The 15,561-nt window shown below is 69.0% G+C and carries 18 protein-coding genes; 8 read left to right on the top strand and 10 right to left on the bottom strand.

Features of this window, described 5'->3' with window-relative positions:
• Window positions 1-111: 111 nt before the first annotated feature.
• From fliG to AB0C29_RS09955, 9 genes are all read right to left on the bottom strand, one after another.
• Window positions 112-1,137: a flagellar motor switch protein FliG gene (gene fliG / locus AB0C29_RS09995; RefSeq protein WP_360545739.1), complete on the bottom strand. Its 1,026-nt coding sequence runs from the start codon at window positions 1,135-1,137 to the stop codon at window positions 112-114.
• A 42-nt stretch (window positions 1,138-1,179) separates the two neighbouring features.
• Window positions 1,180-2,781 carry a flagellar basal-body MS-ring/collar protein FliF gene (gene fliF, locus AB0C29_RS09990; RefSeq protein ID WP_360817879.1) on the bottom strand — a complete coding sequence of 534 codons (1,602 nt, stop codon included), beginning with the start codon at window positions 2,779-2,781 and terminating at the stop codon, window positions 1,180-1,182.
• A gap of 1 nt (window position 2,782) precedes the next feature.
• The gene (fliE, locus tag AB0C29_RS09985; RefSeq protein ID WP_360817876.1) at window positions 2,783-3,118 is read right to left on the bottom strand and encodes a flagellar hook-basal body complex protein FliE; all 336 of its coding nucleotides are present in this window, start codon (window positions 3,116-3,118) and stop codon (window positions 2,783-2,785) included.
• 2 nt (window positions 3,119-3,120) lie between these two features.
• Window positions 3,121-3,516, bottom strand: coding sequence for a flagellar basal body rod C-terminal domain-containing protein (locus AB0C29_RS09980; RefSeq protein ID WP_360545733.1), 396 nt, complete (start codon window positions 3,514-3,516; stop codon window positions 3,121-3,123).
• A gap of 5 nt (window positions 3,517-3,521) precedes the next feature.
• The gene (flgB, locus tag AB0C29_RS09975) at window positions 3,522-3,869 is read right to left on the bottom strand and encodes a flagellar basal body rod protein FlgB (protein WP_360545731.1); all 348 of its coding nucleotides are present in this window, start codon (window positions 3,867-3,869) and stop codon (window positions 3,522-3,524) included.
• Between the two features lie 185 nt (window positions 3,870-4,054).
• Window positions 4,055-4,378 (bottom strand): hypothetical protein, encoded by a 324-nt coding sequence (locus tag AB0C29_RS09970; RefSeq protein ID WP_360817874.1) that lies wholly within the window; start codon window positions 4,376-4,378, stop codon window positions 4,055-4,057.
• Window positions 4,379-4,383: 5 nt separating this feature from the next.
• Window positions 4,384-4,776, bottom strand: coding sequence for a flagellar export chaperone FliS (gene fliS / locus AB0C29_RS09965; protein ID WP_360817871.1), 393 nt, complete (start codon window positions 4,774-4,776; stop codon window positions 4,384-4,386).
• 14 nt (window positions 4,777-4,790) lie between these two features.
• Complete coding sequence (gene fliD / locus AB0C29_RS09960) at window positions 4,791-6,260, bottom strand: flagellar filament capping protein FliD (protein WP_360817868.1); 1,470 nt, start codon at window positions 6,258-6,260, stop codon at window positions 4,791-4,793.
• 144 nt (window positions 6,261-6,404) lie between these two features.
• Entirely contained in the window at window positions 6,405-7,538 is a 1,134-nt protein-coding gene (locus tag AB0C29_RS09955) for a flagellin (protein WP_360817865.1), read from the bottom strand.
• Window positions 7,539-7,786: 248 nt separating this feature from the next.
• On the opposite strand from AB0C29_RS09955, the gene flgN reads away from it, so the two are divergent.
• Genes flgN through csrA form a run of 5 tightly spaced genes read left to right on the top strand, consistent with a single transcriptional unit; the run spans window position 7,787 to window position 11,344 of the window.
• A complete protein-coding gene (gene flgN / locus AB0C29_RS09950) occupies window positions 7,787-8,272 on the top strand; it encodes a flagellar export chaperone FlgN (protein WP_360545721.1) in 486 nt (161 codons plus the stop codon).
• Entirely contained in the window at window positions 8,272-9,663 is a 1,392-nt protein-coding gene (gene flgK / locus AB0C29_RS09945; protein WP_360817862.1) for a flagellar hook-associated protein FlgK, read from the top strand. Before flgN ends, flgK begins: the two co-directional genes overlap by 1 nt.
• A gap of 50 nt (window positions 9,664-9,713) precedes the next feature.
• Complete coding sequence (locus AB0C29_RS09940; RefSeq protein ID WP_360545717.1) at window positions 9,714-10,604, top strand: flagellin; 891 nt, start codon at window positions 9,714-9,716, stop codon at window positions 10,602-10,604.
• A gap of 41 nt (window positions 10,605-10,645) precedes the next feature.
• Entirely contained in the window at window positions 10,646-11,044 is a 399-nt protein-coding gene (locus AB0C29_RS09935; RefSeq protein WP_360817859.1) for a flagellar assembly protein FliW, read from the top strand.
• A gap of 48 nt (window positions 11,045-11,092) precedes the next feature.
• Window positions 11,093-11,344 carry a carbon storage regulator CsrA gene (gene csrA, locus AB0C29_RS09930; RefSeq protein WP_360817856.1) on the top strand — a complete coding sequence of 84 codons (252 nt, stop codon included), beginning with the start codon at window positions 11,093-11,095 and terminating at the stop codon, window positions 11,342-11,344.
• A gap of 137 nt (window positions 11,345-11,481) precedes the next feature.
• Here csrA and AB0C29_RS09925 read toward each other — a convergent pair whose 3' ends face one another.
• Window positions 11,482-12,330, bottom strand: coding sequence for a peptidoglycan DD-metalloendopeptidase family protein (locus AB0C29_RS09925; RefSeq protein ID WP_360817854.1), 849 nt, complete (start codon window positions 12,328-12,330; stop codon window positions 11,482-11,484).
• 209 nt (window positions 12,331-12,539) lie between these two features.
• Between AB0C29_RS09925 and AB0C29_RS09920 the strand changes: the two genes are divergently transcribed.
• The 3 genes from AB0C29_RS09920 to AB0C29_RS09910 all read left to right on the top strand — a co-directional run.
• Window positions 12,540-14,099: a methyl-accepting chemotaxis protein gene (locus AB0C29_RS09920; RefSeq protein ID WP_360817852.1), complete on the top strand. Its 1,560-nt coding sequence runs from the start codon at window positions 12,540-12,542 to the stop codon at window positions 14,097-14,099.
• Window positions 14,100-14,212: 113 nt separating this feature from the next.
• Window positions 14,213-14,965, top strand: coding sequence for a hydrolase (locus tag AB0C29_RS09915; protein WP_360817849.1), 753 nt, complete (start codon window positions 14,213-14,215; stop codon window positions 14,963-14,965).
• Window positions 14,966-15,039: 74 nt separating this feature from the next.
• Window positions 15,040-15,561 (top strand): SRPBCC family protein (locus tag AB0C29_RS09910; protein WP_360817846.1); only part of this gene is annotated, 522 nt, incomplete at its 3' end.

Raw genomic sequence — 15,561 nt, 5'->3', positions numbered from 1 at the left:
CAAACTGGTACGCCTGCTCGCCGCTAGATCCGCGACCATCATCGCCGCCAACTCCTTGGAGTCCGCGCTCGGGCTGAGCCGGCCGACGGTGGCCCCAGCACCGGCCCGTCGTCAGTCGATGAGCTCATCGGCCTCGCCACCACGCTGGATCTCGATCTGGCCGGAGTCCTCCAGCGCGCGGATCACCGCGACGATCTTGGTCTGCGCCTCCTCGACCATCTTGACCTTGACCGGGCCCATCAGGTCGATCTCCTCCAGCAGGTTCTCCCGGCCCCGCTCGGAGAGGTTCTGGGTGACCTTGTTGCGGACCTCCTCGGCCACGCCCTTGAGCGCGGTGGCGAGGTCGGAGGGCTCGACCTGGCGCAGCACCAGCTGCACCGAGCGGTCGTCCAGGTTGACGATGTCCTCGAACATGAACATCCGCCGCCGGATCTCCTCGGCGATCTCCGGGTTGCGCGCCTCCAGGGCCTCCAGGATGAGGCGCTCGGTGGTGCGGTCGGCCCGATTGATGATGTCGACCAGCGGGTCCAGGCCGCCGACGGTGGAAAGCTCGTCCGGCTGGAGCACGGTGGAGAGCTTGCGCTGCAGAGCCACCTCCACCTGCCGGATCACGTCCGGCGAGGTGCGGTCCATGACGGCGATCCGGTGCGCGACGTCAGACTGCACCTCGGGCGCCAGCCCGGACAGGATCGAGCTGGCCAGCGCCGACGGGATGTGGGCCAGCACCAGCGCGATCGTCTGCGGGTGCTCGTACTGCACGTAGGAGAGCAGCTGCCGGGGGTCGGCGTGGCTGAGGAAGTTGAACGGCATGTCGGTCATCGAGGCCTGCAGCCGGTCCAGGATCAGCTGGGCCCGCTCGGTGCCCAGCGACGCCTCCAGCAGCTCACGGGCGTACGCCATACCGCCGGCGCCGGCGTGCTTGGTGGTGGCCAGGGCGTAGAACTCGTCGATGACGTCGCCGACGACCTGCGGCTCCAGCTTGCCCAGCCGGGCGATCTCTGCGGAGATCTCCTCGACCTCGTTCTCCTTCATGTTGGCGAGCACCCGGGTCGAGTACTCCTTGCCCATCCGGACCATCAGGATGGCGGCCTTGCGCAGACCGGTCATCGACGTCGTGGTCAGCCCGGGTGTGGTCAACGCGGTTCCTCCTTGAACCAGGGGGTGGACATAACGGGACGGCTACCGGGTGGCGGCGAGCCAGCCCCGCAGCAGCGCGGCCATCTCCTCGGGCTGGTCCTCGACCATCTGCTCGATCTCGCGCTGGCGCTCCTCGAGGGCTTCCAGGTCCGCGTTCGCCGCCTCGATCGCGGGCGAGGGGATCGCCGCGTTGAGCTGCGCCAGCCGCTGCTGCTCCAGCGCCGCCTGCATGTCCTCGAGGTGCTTGAGCTCGGCCGGGGTCAGCGCCTTGCGCTTCTTGGCCCGCCGGCTGGCCCGCCAGGCCAGGAAGATCAGGAGCAGCACGACCAGGGCCATCGCCGCGGTCTTGATCAGGGAGGTCTGCTTGGCCGACTGCTCGGCGGCGGCGGACGCGGCCAGCGCGTCCTTGGCCGCGGTGGCGGCACTCGTGTCGAACGGCATGGCGCTGACCGCGATGGTGTCGCCGCGGTTGGCGTCGATCCCGGCCGCGGCGCTGACCAGCGCCTGCACGTCGGCGGAGTTCACCGCGCCGGCAGTCGTGCTGTCCAGCAGGACGGCCACGTTCAGCTTCTTGATGCTGCCCGGGGCGCTCTTGCGGGCCTCGGTGGTCTTGTTGACCGCGTTGTTGCGCACGGTGTTGCTGTTCTCGTACTGCCCGGCGCCGTTGCTGCTGGTCGCGCCGTTGGGCACCTGGATGTTGTCCGGGCCGAGCACGCCGCCGGTGCCGTTGCCATTGCCGTTGTACGCCTCACGGCTGATGCTCTCCGACAACGCGGCGACGGACGGGTCCGAGGCATAGCGCTCGGTGGTCGTCTCGGTCTGGTCGTAGTCGAGCTCAGCGGTCGTGGTCACCACGGCGTGGCCGGGTCCGACGACGCTGTCGAGCATGTTCTGCAGGGAGGAGTTGAGGCGGTTCTGGAAGGCGACGGTCTGTGACTCCGTACCGCTGTCACCGCCGGTGGCCACCGCGGCGCCGCCGCCGGTGGACAGGATCTTGCCGTCGGCGCCGGCCACGGTGACCTGCTCCGGGTCGAGACCCTCGACGCTCGACGCGACCAGGTGCACGATCGCGCGGACCTTCTCGGCCGTCAACGGCTTGTTCGCCGCGGACTGCACCAGCACCGAGGCCGTGGTCTTGTTCTGGTCGTCGGCGAAGACGTCCTTCTGCGGCAGCACCAGGTTGACCGTCGCCGCCTCCACGCCGTCGATCGACTTGATCGTGCTGGCCAGCTCACCCTGCAACGCCCGCTGGTAGTTCGTGTGCTGCATGAAGTCGCTGGTGGTGATGCCCTGCTGGTCCAGCAGCGCGTAGCCGGTGTCCGACTCGCCGGGCAGGCCCTCGCCGGACAGCTGCAGCCGCAGGTCGTACACCTGGTCCTTGGGCACCAGGATGGTGCTGCCGCCGTTGCTCAGCTCGTACGCCGTGCCGGTCTTCTGCAGCGACTCGACGATCGCGCTGGCGTCCTTGCTCGACAGGTTGCTGAACAGGGCGGAGTACGACGGCTTGGACGCCCAGGTGGCGAAGAAGTAGCCGCCGATGAGCAGGGCGAGCACGGCGGCGACGGTGACGGCCTTCTGTCCCGGGGTGAAGGACTTGAAGGTGTCACCGGCCTTGCGTACGGGCGCGGGGAGTCGGTCGCTCATGTCAGGCCTGCATCCTCATGATCTCCTGGAAGGCCTCCACAGCCTTGTTGCGGATCGCCATGGTCAGCTGCAGTCCCAGCGCGGCCTCGGTGGAGGCCATCGTGTACTGGGCGGGGTCCTGCAGCGTGCCGTTGGCGACCTGCACGGCCAGGTCCGAGGCCTTGGACTGGGAGGCCTGGACGCTCTCGAGGCCCTTGGAGAGCATGCCCGCGAAGTCGGTGTTCGGACCGGTGACAGCCTTGGTCGTGCCCGCGCCGGCGACACCGTCGACGCCGGAGACCGCGCCGATGCCGCTGAGGCCGCTGACCGCGCCGAGCGCGCTGATCGGAGAGGTCATGGTCAGCCCTTCCCGAGCTGGATCGCCGCTTGGTAGGACTCCCGGGCCCGGTCCACGACCGAGAGGTTCGCCTGGTACGCGCGCTGCGCCATCATCAGCTGGGCCATCTGGCTGCCGAGGTCGATGTCCGGCCGGCGCACGTAGCCCTCGGTGTCGGCCATCGGGTTGTCCGGCTCGTACGCCAGCACACCCTCCGCGCTGCCGTACGCGATGCCGCCCACCTGTGCGCCGTTGCCGTCCTGGGCCTCCTGGGCGACGACGTAGCGCGCCTGGAAGGCCTTGTCGGACGTCTTGCTGACGTTGTCCATGTTGGCGATGTTGTCCGAGACGGCGTCCAGCCACTTGCGGTAGACGGTGACGCCGGATGCGGCGGTGCCGATCGCGTTGAAGGTGCTCATCTGGCTCAGGCCCCCTTGATCGCGTCGCGGATCAGTCCGTACTTGCCGTCGAGGGCGCGCAGCGTGAGCTGGTAGCGCATCGTCGTGTCGATGTGCGAGAGCGTCTCCTCATCGAGGTTGACGTTGTTGCCGTTCAGGCGCGTCGGCTCCAGCGAGTTCTGCACGCTCGGCGAGACCGTCGAGGGCGACTGGCCGTGAGCGACGGCGCTGCTGAGCGCCTCCTCGAACTTGACCTTACGAGCCTGGTAGCCGGGGGTCTCGATATTGGAGATGTTGTTGGCGATGGCGTTCTGCCGAGCGGACAGGCCGGCCACTGCGACGCGGAGCGAGGACGATGCGACGTCGTCGAACACGGCAGTTCCCTTCTGCGGAGGAGGTGCCTGTCCCTGGCGATAGGTCGGAGCAATCCGTTGCTCGTACTCTCCGATTCGGCCCGTCGGCCGATCCGCTGAGTCCGAAACGGTTGCTGGTGGGTTGCACACAACAACCCGAGACCCCTGCCGGGGTCCCGGGTTGTGACAGAGCTGGTGCCGGTGGGTCAGATGGCGCAGTCGATGTAGGTGGGAATCCCTTTGCCGGCCGTGCCGACCTCCACCCGGGCGGCGAAGGCGGTCTGCCGCCGGTTGGCGGTGATCGCGAGGGCGGCCGCGCGCGCCGCCTCCAGCTGGCGGGTCAGGATGAAGTCGGCCCTCGGGCGCAGATCCAGCGGCAGCGGGCCGAGACCCGGCGGTGGCGCCCACGGTGTCGCGGCCGGCAGCTCCTGGCTGCGGTGCTCCTCCGAGATCATTTTCTCCACGGCCTCGACGTCGGCCTCGAGCTCGTCGAGGGCGGCGATCCAGGCCTGGCGCCAGTCGTCGGCCATCAGGATCACCCCTCGGCCGCCGCCGCGGCCATGGCGGCCTCGCGCCAGGTGTCGCGCAGAGGCTCCATCAGTCCGCGGATGGCACTCACCTTGGTCACGTCGCCCCGTACGTTCGCGTTGACCAGTTCGGTCTCGACGAAGGTGTAGAGCGCGGCCAGGCCGGCAGCTCCGTCCCAGGCGTCGAGGTTCAGCGAGACGTGCAGCTCGGTGACGATGTCCTGGGCGTGCAGCAGGTGCGTGTTGGCCCCGGACCGGTTGCCGGCGGCCAGCGCCTCCTCGCCGCGGACCAGGTCCATCACCAGGCGGTCGAAGAGCATCAGCAGCAGCTTGGCCGGCGAGGCCGTGGCCGCGACGTCGGCGAGGTAACGCTCACGCATGGCCGGTGAGAGGTTGGTCATGGAGTGCGCTCCGTTCAGCCGAGACCGGCGAGCTGACCCGCCAGCCAGGAGGATTGTTGCTGCATCTTGCCCAGGGCGACCTCAAGGCCGGAGAACTGCTTCTGCAGCGCGGTCCGGCGCAGCTCCAGCCGGACGTCCCATTCGCTGACCTGGTCGTTCAGGCTGGAGATGGTCGCGGTGTTGCGCTCCATCAGGGCCTTCATGGTGCCCTGCCGCACCTTGGTGGGGTTGTCCGGATCCTTCACGCCCTCGCTGGCGATCAGCGCCACCGCCTCCAGCTTGCGGCCCAGCCCGATCGCGGTGTCGAAGCCCGGCTCGAAGGTCCCCGCCGTGCCGTTGCCCTTGGGGCTGGTGACGTCGGTGTACGAGTCGAAGAACTTCTCCGCCCGGGCCGGATCGGCCTTGTAGGTCTTCATGAAGTCGTCCTTCACGAAGGCCAGCGTGCCGTCCCGGTTGATCGAGATACCGACTTCCTTGAAGCTGGCCGTCGTGTCGTTCGCGCCGAGCCCGGCCGCGCCGCCCGAGACGGCACTCAGGATGTCCTGGCGGAGCTTGCGGACCGCGGCGTCGCCCACGAGCGGGCCGGCGGCGATCTCGCCAGTTTTGATCTTGCTCTGCGAGGCGAGCTCGTTCAGCACCACGTTGACGTTGTCGACCAGGGCCTGCACCTTGGTGGCGATGCCCTCGGCGTCGGCACTGATGTCGACGGTGACCGGCGCGTCCCCCGGAGCCTGGGCCTTCGCGGCAGTGACGGTGACGCCCGGCAGGATCTCGGCGAAGGTGTTGCTCGCGGAGTTGATGGCGTAGGCGCCGCCGCCCTCGCCGACCGTCAGCACGGCGTCGCGGCCGTCGATCGTGACCGAGGAGGTGCCGAGGTCGAGACCCTCGGGGAGACCGACGCTGTCGATCTTCGCCGCCGCTGCCGCGCCGCTCTCCTTCGCGGTGAGCTGCAGGGTGTACCGGCCCGGCGCGATCTGGACGGCTGAAGCCTTGTACGGCGCCTCCGCCTCGCCGTTGATGGCGGTCACGACCGCCTGCAGCGACCGGTCCGTCGGCGTCAGCGGCTTCTTCGTGCCGTCCTTGAGGTAGATGTCGAAGGAGTCGTTGCTCATCACCGGGGCCGCGTCGGCGTCGGTGATCGAGGTGACGGACATGTCCTTGAACGTCTGCAGGCGGGTCGCGGCGAGCTGGTCGACGTGGAAGCTCAGCGAGCCGGCGGAAGCCCCGGGCTGGGCCGAGATCGCCGCGGCGCTGGAGGTCGAGGAGGCCTTCATGCTGCCCCAGGTGTCGCTCTTGCCGAGCGCGTTGGCCGCGGCAGCGAGGCTGGACAGCCTGCTGTTCACGCTCTGGTACGCGGTCACGACCTTGTTGACCGTGCTGACCTTGCTCTTCAGCGCCGTCTGCGGGGCCGCCTCGACCTGCATGAGCTGGTTGATCGTGTCCGTGGTGCTCATGCCACTGATCAAGCCGTCGATACTGGCCATCGCGTTGATCCCTCCGTCTGTGGGGCTGGAACGGGACGGGCGGCCGGCGATGTCGCCGACCGCCCGTCTATTCGGTTGTCTGAGCCGTTGACTGAGCTGTTCCCGTGGTGATTCGCCGCGGGATGCGACGCCTCACCGGCCGGATCAGCGCAGGAGGGACAGCACGCCCTGCTGCGACTGGTTGGCCTGGGACAGCATCGCGGTGCCGGCCTGGGTGAGGATCTGCGAACGGGTGTAGGACATCATTTCCTGCGCCATGTCCGTGTCACGGATCCGGCTCTCCGACGCCGACAGGTTCTCCACGGCGACGTTGGCGTTGGCGATGGTGTGCTCGAAGCGGTTCTGGTACGCACCGAGCTTCGCCCGTGCCGTCGACACCTGCTCGATCTTGGAGTCGATCAGGTTGACGGCCGCCTGCGCGTCCGCCGCCGTCTTGAACTGCATGCCGGCCGTGTTCGCCGTGCCGTCGTCGGTGACGCCGGCGGTGGGCAGCGTGAACGTCACGTCCGCGTTGTCACCGGTCTTCGACGTGACGATCAGCTTGTTGTCCTTGTCCACCGATGCCGAGAACTTCTCCGCGAAACCGGAGTTGTTGTTCAGGGTGTCGGCCACGTCCTGGACGGTCTTGTGGTCACCGGGGGCCGCGCCCAGGTTGACGGTCACGTCCGCGTCGGCGCTGCCGGTGATGTTGAAGGACATGTCGCCCTCGACGTCCGTCGGGGTGAGCACCTCGAAGGACTTCGAGTTACCGCCGAGCTTGGCCGCGATGTCGGTGACGTCCACCGAGCTGAGGTCGACCGAGATCTGGCTGTTGGCGTCACCGTCGGCGCCGACCTGGAACTTCAGCGGCGTCGCGTTGCCGTTCAGCAGCTTGGTGCCGTTGAAGTTGGTCGAGTCGCCGATCCGCTTCAGCTCGTCGTTGAGGCTGGAGACCTCGGTGGCGATGTTGGCCCGGGCCTTGTCGTTGTTCGAGTCGTTACCGGCCTGCACGCCCAGGTCACGCATGCGCTGCAGGATCGAGTGCACCTCGTTGAGCGCACCCTCAGCGGTCTGCACCACCGAGACACCGTCCTGCGCGTTGCGGACGGCGACCTTGAGGCCACCGACCTGGCTGCGCAGACCCTCACTGATCGCCATACCCGCGGCGTCGTCGGCGGCCCGGTTGATCCGGAAGCCGGACGACAACTTCTCCAGCGACTTCGACATCTGGTTGTCGGAGACCGACAGGCTGCGGTAGGCGTTCTGGGCAGCGATGTTCTGGTTGATACGAAGACCCATTTGAATTTCCTCCTTGAGTGGGGTCCTGACCGGCCCGTCCGTGAGCCGTTGTGCTTACGCCATCAGTGATCGGTCGGCCACGGAGCGTCCTGAGGGGTATCTGAAGTTTGTTCAGAACTTCTTCCGGGGCCGGATCCGGCCGGGACCCGATTCGCAACCCGAAGGCGCTCAAGTCCTCAGGGACGCCCGGCGAGTGCCGACTTGTCCGGTGAAGCGGGAGGGACTCCTGCCGTGGAGAGGAGGAGCCGGTGAGTCTGACTGACCTGTCCAGCGTCCTGTGGCGTGCGCGGGAGCTGTTGGAACTCCTGTTGTTCAAGCTCGAGGAGGAGCAGTTGCTGCTCGCCTCGAACCGGTCCCGCTGGCTCGCGCATGCCACCCGCGAGGTGGAGGTGGTGCTGGATCAGATCCGCCAGACCGAGGTCGTGCGGGCCGCCTATGCGCAAGGTGTCGCGGTGGAGCTCGGGCTCAACGCCGAGGCGTCCCTCGGGCAGCTCGCGGACGCGGCGCCGGCTCCCTGGTCGGACCTGCTGCACCAGCACCGCAAGGCGTTCCTGACGCTGACCTCGGAGATCGGCGCCATCGCGGAGTCCAACCGTGAGCTGCTGACCGCCGGTCAGCGCGCAGCTCGCGAAACCATGCTCGCGTTCGCCGGAACCGTGGAAACGTACAGCCCGCAAGGGAAAACCGTCAGCGGCGGCGTGCGCCGCCCCAGCCTGGTGGATGAGGCGATCTGATGGGCAGCAGTTTCGGCGGTATCAACACCGCACTGACCTCCCTCTACGCGCAGCGGCGCGGGCTGGACGTCACCGGTCAGAACATCGCGAACGCCAACACCGAGGGCTACACCCGGCAGCGGGTCCAGATGCAGTCCCAGGTCGGCTCGCTCTCGCCGGCCATGTACGCCAAGACCGACGGGCTCGGCACCGGCGTCGCCGTGTCGGACGTCCAGCGCCTGCGCGACGAGTACCTGGAGAACAGGGGCCGGACCGAGCACGGCGCGAGTTCGTACCTGGCCGCTCAGAGCGCGTCCTACACCTCGATCGAGGACGCCTTCGCCGAGCCGAGCGACACCGCCCTGGCGGCCCAGCTGCGCGACATGTGGGGCGGCTGGAACGACGTCTCCAACAACCCGCAGCTCTCCGCGCCCCGCTCGGCCCTGATCCAGCAGAGCGCCACGGTGGCCGACCAGCTGAACGCCGCCCAGGACTCGCTGTCCCGGCAGTGGAGCCAGGACCGCACGCAGATGTCGGCCTACGTCGACGACGTGAACGTGACGGCCGGGTCCATCGCCCAGCTCAACGACAGCATCATCATGGCCAACGCCTCCGGGCTGACGGTCAACGAGCTGGAGGACCGGCGGGACCTGCTGGCCATGAAGCTCGCCGAGCTCACCGGGGCCACCGCGGCGAAGCGGGAGAACGGCGGGATGGACGTCTTCATCGGCGGCTCCACCCTGGTCACCGGGACCACGGTCCGCGAGATCGACGTCACCGGCGCGAAGCGGCTGCAGGATCAGCTGTCCGGCGGGGACCCGGTGCGGCTGGTCTGGAAGGACGACCCCGGCTCGACGATCCAGGCGGGCGGCAAGATGGGCGCCTCCATGGACACGATGACCACCATCATCCCGGGACTGTCGAGCGACCTCACCTCGGTCGCCGACAATCTGATCAACTCGGTGAACGCCAAGCACCGCGACGGTTTCAGCGTCGACGGCAGCACCGGACTGGACTTCTTCGGGCGCAACCCGGACGGGTCCGTCACGGTCCTCGTCAAGGATCCGGACAAGGTGGCCGTCGCGGGGGCCAGTGGCACCCTCGACAACTCCGTGGCCGACGCCATCGCCGACATCGGCGACGCGGCCGACGGCCCGGACCGCGAGTACCAGTCGATGATCGGCCGGCTCGGGGTCTCCTCGCAGGGCTCCACCCGGCGGGCCGAGATCCAGGCCGTGGTGACCGAGCAGATCGACGCGGCGCGCGAGGGCGAGTCCGGGGTCAATCTCGATGAGGAGATGACCAACCTGCTCACGTACCAGCGCGGGTACGAAGCGGCGTCCCGGGTCCTGACCACGATCGATTCGATGCTCGACCAGCTCATCAACCGTACGGGCCTGGTCGGCAGGTAGGGGTAGACATGATCGGCGGCAGAGTCACCGAGGGCAGCATCCACACCCGGGTGCTGGCCAACCTCCAGCGCAACATCGCCAAGGGCGCGAAGATCCAGGACCAGCTGTCCAGCGGCAAGCAACTGAACCGGCCGTCGGACTCGCCGGCCGGCACGGTCTCGGCCCTGCAGTTGCGGGGCGAGACGCGCACCAGCCTGCAGTACACCCGCAACGCCGACGACGGCCTGGGCTGGCTCGGCACCCTGGAGCAGACCCTGGGCAGCTCGTCGACCCTGGTCAACCGGGCCCGGGACCTGACCGTGCAGGGCCTGAACTCCACCACGAACGGGGCCCAGGCCAACGAGGCGCTGGCCACCGAGATCGACCAGATCCGCGAGTCGCTGGTGTCCTATGCGAACACCCGCTATCTGGATCGGCCGGTGTTCGGCGGTAACACCACCGAGCCGGTGGCCTATGACAAGGACGGCGGCTTCACCGGGAATGCGTACGACCCGGCCGATGCCTCGCGCACGAGTGTGTCGCGCACGGTCGGTTCCAATGTGAAGGTGCGGGTCGACATGACCGGCCCGGAGGCGTTCGGCGACAACACCGATGTCAGTGCCGACACCACCGGATTGTTCCGGGTCCTGGAGAACGTTTCGGCGCACCTGCGCTCCGGTGACAACGCCGCCCTGCAGCACGATCTCACCAGCCTCGACAAGGCCGGCAACAAACTGAAATCGGCCATTTCCGAGATCGGCTCACGATATAATCGGATTACGCAGATGAAGGAATCGGCCCAGGACCGCTTGTTGTCCGTGACCTCGCAGCTGTCGGACATCGAGGACATCGATCTGCCGAAAACCATCATGGATATGCAGCTTCAGCAGACCTCGTACCAGGCTGCCCTGGCCGCCACGGCCAAGGTTATTCAACCCTCGCTCATCGATTTCCTGAGGTGACCATGACTACTCGCACCGCGTCCCGACCGATTGGGGCAATCGTGAACGACATCGAGCAGGACATGCCGATCATCGACATGGCCGTACCCATGCCCGGCTTTCCGGCCCATCGGCAGTTCGTGCTGGTCCGGCTGAACGACAACGGCCTGCTCTACGCTTTCACGTCCGTCGATGACCCGAGTCTGCGATTCCTCGTCGCCCCGCCGGAGCCGTTCTTCCCGGACTACGCGCCGGAGATCGAGAACGACGTCTTCGCCGCGCTGAACACCAAGGACCCGGACCGGCTGCTGGTCATGGTCGTCATCACCGCGGGCGTCCAGGAGACCACGGCCAATCTGCTGGCCCCGATCATCGTGGACCGGGACAGCCGCCGGGCCATGCAGGTCGTGCTGTCCGGCACTGACATGCCGGTGCGGGCCGTCATGCGCCAGGCGTACTGACGGACTCGCTCAGGTGTCCTGTCCACGGATGGAGAAGGGACTGCCGCGATGCTCGTGCTGACCAGGAGGGCCGGCGAGAGCGTGATGATCGGCGACGACGTCGTCGTGACCGTGCTCGAGACGCGCGGTGACGTCGTCCGGATCGGTATCAACGCCCCGCGCAGCGTTCAGGTGCACCGCGAAGAGGTGTACCAGGAACTGCAGGCGGTCAACCGGGAAGCGGCGTCGCCCGACGAGGCGGCCGTCCGCGCGGTGACCGAGATGTTGCGTCCGGCCGGTGCCGAGCCGCCGGCCGACTGACCCTCCAATGTGGTACCAACCTGGGCCGGCTCCCTGTGGGAGTCCGGCCCGTTGGCTTGCCCGGCAACGGTTTCCGGTCCGGTCCGGCGCCACCGCCCGGATGGACGGCGGCGCCGGTTTCAACGGATGGGCCGGGATCAGCGGATGGACAGGCCGCGAGCCTTGAAGAAGGCGATCGGGTCGACGGCGTTCTCCCGGGTCGCCGGCGCGCCGGCGTGCACCTCGAAGTGCAGGTGCGGGCCGGAGGACGCGCCCGACGTGCCCACGTAGCCGAGGATCGCGCCGCGCGGGAGGCTCTGGCCGACGGTGACCGCCGGGCGCCGCACCATGTGGCAGTACCGGGTCACCAGGTTGCCCTCGTGCTGGACCTCGACGTACCAGCCGCAGCCGCGCAGGGCGGAACTGCCGTCCACGTCGCAGCTTCCCTTGGAGACGTTGCAGACCACGCGGATGACGGTGCCGGCGGTGGCTGCGCGGATCGGCGTGTTGCGGGTGGCGCCGAGGTCGACGCCGTCGTGGGCCGGGCGGCCGGTGGTACGGAAGCCGCTGACCAGCCCGGCGGCGACGGGAAGCATCCAGGTGCCCGACACGGGCGGCACCGGTACGGCCGACACCGGCGCGGCCGGGCTGCACTTCGGAATGGTGAAGGCGCCCCGCTGGACGTACGCGTCGGAGATGTAGCTGTTGTCGGCCAGGCGGTCCCAGTAGCCGGTGTTCGTCACGGTCCCGCTGATGAACTGCCCGGCGATCCGGCAGACGATCGAGACGGTGGCGCCGTTGCGGATGGTGCCGACCCGGGGGCTGCCCGCGGACGGGGCGCTGCGCGCGTTGAGCGGCGTGCCACCGGTGACGACCTTGCCGGTCCCGGCGATCCTGGCCGCGGTGCCCGCCGCGGCGGCGGGAGCGGGGCTGAGGGTCAAAGTGCCGCCGACGGTGCCGACCGCGGCGAGCAGGGCGAGGGCGGTGCGCTGATGTCGTCGTTTCATGGGTTTCCCTTCGGCCGTACGGGGACACGCGCTCGTCAGGCCAGGCTGCCGAGCGCGGGATGCCGGTTCCGGTGCTCCGCCAGTGCAGAACAGTTGCGGCAAATGGATAAAAACCGGCGCGGATGGGCCGATCCGCCTTGAAGATGGAATTACCGCCGCACCAGGAGCCCGGACGCTCGGGCACATGGTCGCCTTCGAGGGGGACGTAGATGTCGAGATTGACGGAAATGGGCATCGCCAAGCGTCTGACGCTTATCGTGCTCGTCGGTGTGCTGGCCCTGCTCGCCCTGGCCACGATCACGGTGCAGGGGCAGAACCGGGTCGTCAGCCAGTCCGACGACGTACGGACACTGGAGGCCTGCCTCGGGGCGCTCAACCACCTCGACACCCGGCAGAGCGAGCTCAAGGTCGACGCGTACCGGTCGGCCCTGAAGCACGACGTCACCCAGGACGTCGCCGACGACGTGGTCTCGGCCACCGAGGCGGCCGACGGGGTCGAGTCGTGCGGGCTGACCGGCGCCCTGGCCACCGAGTTCGGGGGGATCCGGCCGGACGTCAACGACTTCGGCACCTTCATCACCGGCTTCGTCCAGCAGTCCCTGACCCCGGGCGCGGCCGCCGCCCCGAACACCGATCAGATCGCCGAGCGCAACCACGCCGTGGACGACCAGCTCGGGGCCCTGAACGAGAAGGTGACGGCCTCCGCCCAGGAGGAGCGCGCCGTCATGGCCGACGCGGTGAGCGACACCAAACGGGCCGCCTGGATCGTCGGTCTCGTCGGGCTGCTCCTGCTGATCGGGCTGTCCGTACCGCTGGCCCGGTCGATCCTGCGCCCGGTGCAGCGGCTCGGCGAGATCATCGAGGCCCTGCAGCAGGGCGACCTGACCCGGCGCAGCGGCATCACGACCCGTGACGAGCTCGGCCGGATGGCCACCGGGCTGGACGCCGCCGTCGAGTCGATCCACCGCTCGCTCACCACCATCGGTCAGGAGGCCGAGACCCTGGCCAGTTCGGCGACCGAGCTGTCGGCCGTGGCCGGGCAGATCGCCGACGCCGCCCACGACACCGACGCGCAGACCTCGTCGGCGTCGAGCGAGGCCGAGGAAATCTCCCGCAATGTGCAGACGGTGGCCGCGGGCTCCGAGGAGATGGGCCTGAGCATCCGGGAGATCTCGCGCAACACCAGCGAGGCCGCGCAGATCGCCGCGGTCGCCGTGTCCGAGGCCGCGCAGGCCACGGAGACGATCCGGCAGCTCGGCGAGTCCTCGGCGGAGATCGGCAACGTGATTAAGCTGATCACCTCGATCGCCGAGCAGACCAACCTGCTCGCCCTGAACGCGACCATCGAGGCGGCCCGGGCCGGCGACGCCGGCAAGGGCTTCGCGGTGGTGGCCAGCGAGGTCAAGGACCTGGCCCAGGAGACCGCGCGGGCCACCGAGGACATCGGTTCCCGGGTGAACGCGATCCAGCAGGACACCGGCGGCGCGGTCGAGGTGATCAGCCGGATCAGCGAGGTCATCGCCAAGATCAATGACTTCCAGACGACGATCGCGAGCGCCGTCGAGGAGCAGACCGCGACCACCGGCGAGATGAGCCGCAGCATCGGCGAGGTGGCGTCGGGCAGCAGCCGGATCGCCGCGAACATCTCCGACGTCTCCACCGCCAGCGCCACCGCCGTGCACGGCGTCACCCAGACCCGGCAGGCCAGCGAAGAGGTGGCCCGGACAGCCGAGCAACTGCGCACTCTGGTGGGCGCTTTCCGGCTCTGACCGGACGCACCCGGACTGCACCTGGCGCGGCCCCGGTCCACAACACCGGGGCCGCACCGTAATCCCCAGGGCGAGAAGAGCTCGTCCGGCGGGAATCGGTCTCGGGAGTCATCGTGGGTGCAGAGCGCGAATCGGTCATGGACGGCACCACCCTCGCCACGCCGGCGCCCGCCCTCGATCTGCGGGCCGACGCCCACGTGCACACGGGGTTCGCGGCGGGCCGGGACAGCGTGGGCCTGATCGTCTCCGCCGCCGACCACGCCGGGCTGACCTCGGTCACCTTCGCCGACCAGGTGGGGCCCGAGACGACGTGGCTGCCCGCGTACGCGGACACCATCCGCCGGGCCCGCCGGCGCACCGAGCTGAACCTGCGCATCGCCGCCGAGGTCGAGGTCGTCCAGCGCGACGGCTGGCTGGCCTGGCCGGGGGACCTGGGGCACCTCGAGGCGGTGTCGGTGGCCGTGTCCCGGCTGCCGCTGGCTTCCGGCCCGGCCCTGCCGCGTGACGTGCGGGCCCAGCTCGCCACGGGTGAGCTCACCCCGGAGCAGGTCGCCGAGATCGTGGTGACGGCGACGATCAAGGGCATGGACCGGGCCTCCCGGTACGCGCCGGCGCAGCTCGCCCGGCCGTTGAGCCTGCTGAGCCAGGTCGGCGTCGACGAGTCGGCGGTGACCCGGGACATGCTGGCGGCGCTCGCCACCGCCTGCCTCGTCACTGGTACGGCCGTCGAGATCAGCGAGGCCTGGCGCGGCCCGTCCCCGTTGGTGGCGGCCACGCTGCGGGAGGCTGGTGTGGCCCTCGTAGCGGCGAGTGACGCCCGGTACGCCGGCGAGGTCGGCCAGTGGCAGTACCTGCGCCGGGTCTGATCGGAAACCGGCCGCAGCCTGTAATCGCGTACGTACTCTCAGTCATGCCAGCACTTCAGCATGGGAGAGATGCGATGAGTATGGTTCAGCAGGCCGTCGAGATCGGTGCCCCGCTGCACGCGGTGTACGAGCAGCTCGCGACGTTCGAGAACTATCCGCGGTTCATGACCGGTGTGCAGCGGGTGACCCGGATCGGCGACGACCAGACCCACTGGATCATGGACGTCGAGGGCCATCGCCGGGAGTTCGACGCCCAGATCACCGAGCGCTCCCTGGACGAGCGGGTCTCCTGGGCGACCACCGAGGGACCGCTGCTCGCCGAGACGATCACGTTGCGGCCGATGGGTGAGACCCGGACCCAGATCGTCGCCCAGCTCGAGGCCGACGTGGCCTTCCTGCTGCCCAGCGACCGGCACGGTCAGGAGACCCTGCGCCGGCGGCTCAAGGCCGACCTGGACACCTTCAAGGGCCTGATCGAGACCGGCAAGCTGGGTGACCTGCAGCTGCGCGGGGCGAGCTCCAAGCAGCTGGCCGGCGTGCCGGGCAACCCGGCGTCACCGGCTTCGGTCGCCGCCCGGGCCCGGGGCGGCCGGCCG

Origin of the sequence: Actinoplanes sp. NPDC048791 (genome assembly GCF_040650095.1) — a bacterium.
Classification (GTDB): domain Bacteria; phylum Actinomycetota; class Actinomycetes; order Mycobacteriales; family Micromonosporaceae; genus Actinoplanes.
Note: the sequence above shows the minus strand (reverse complement) of the source record. Positions and strands in the feature narration are given on the sequence as shown.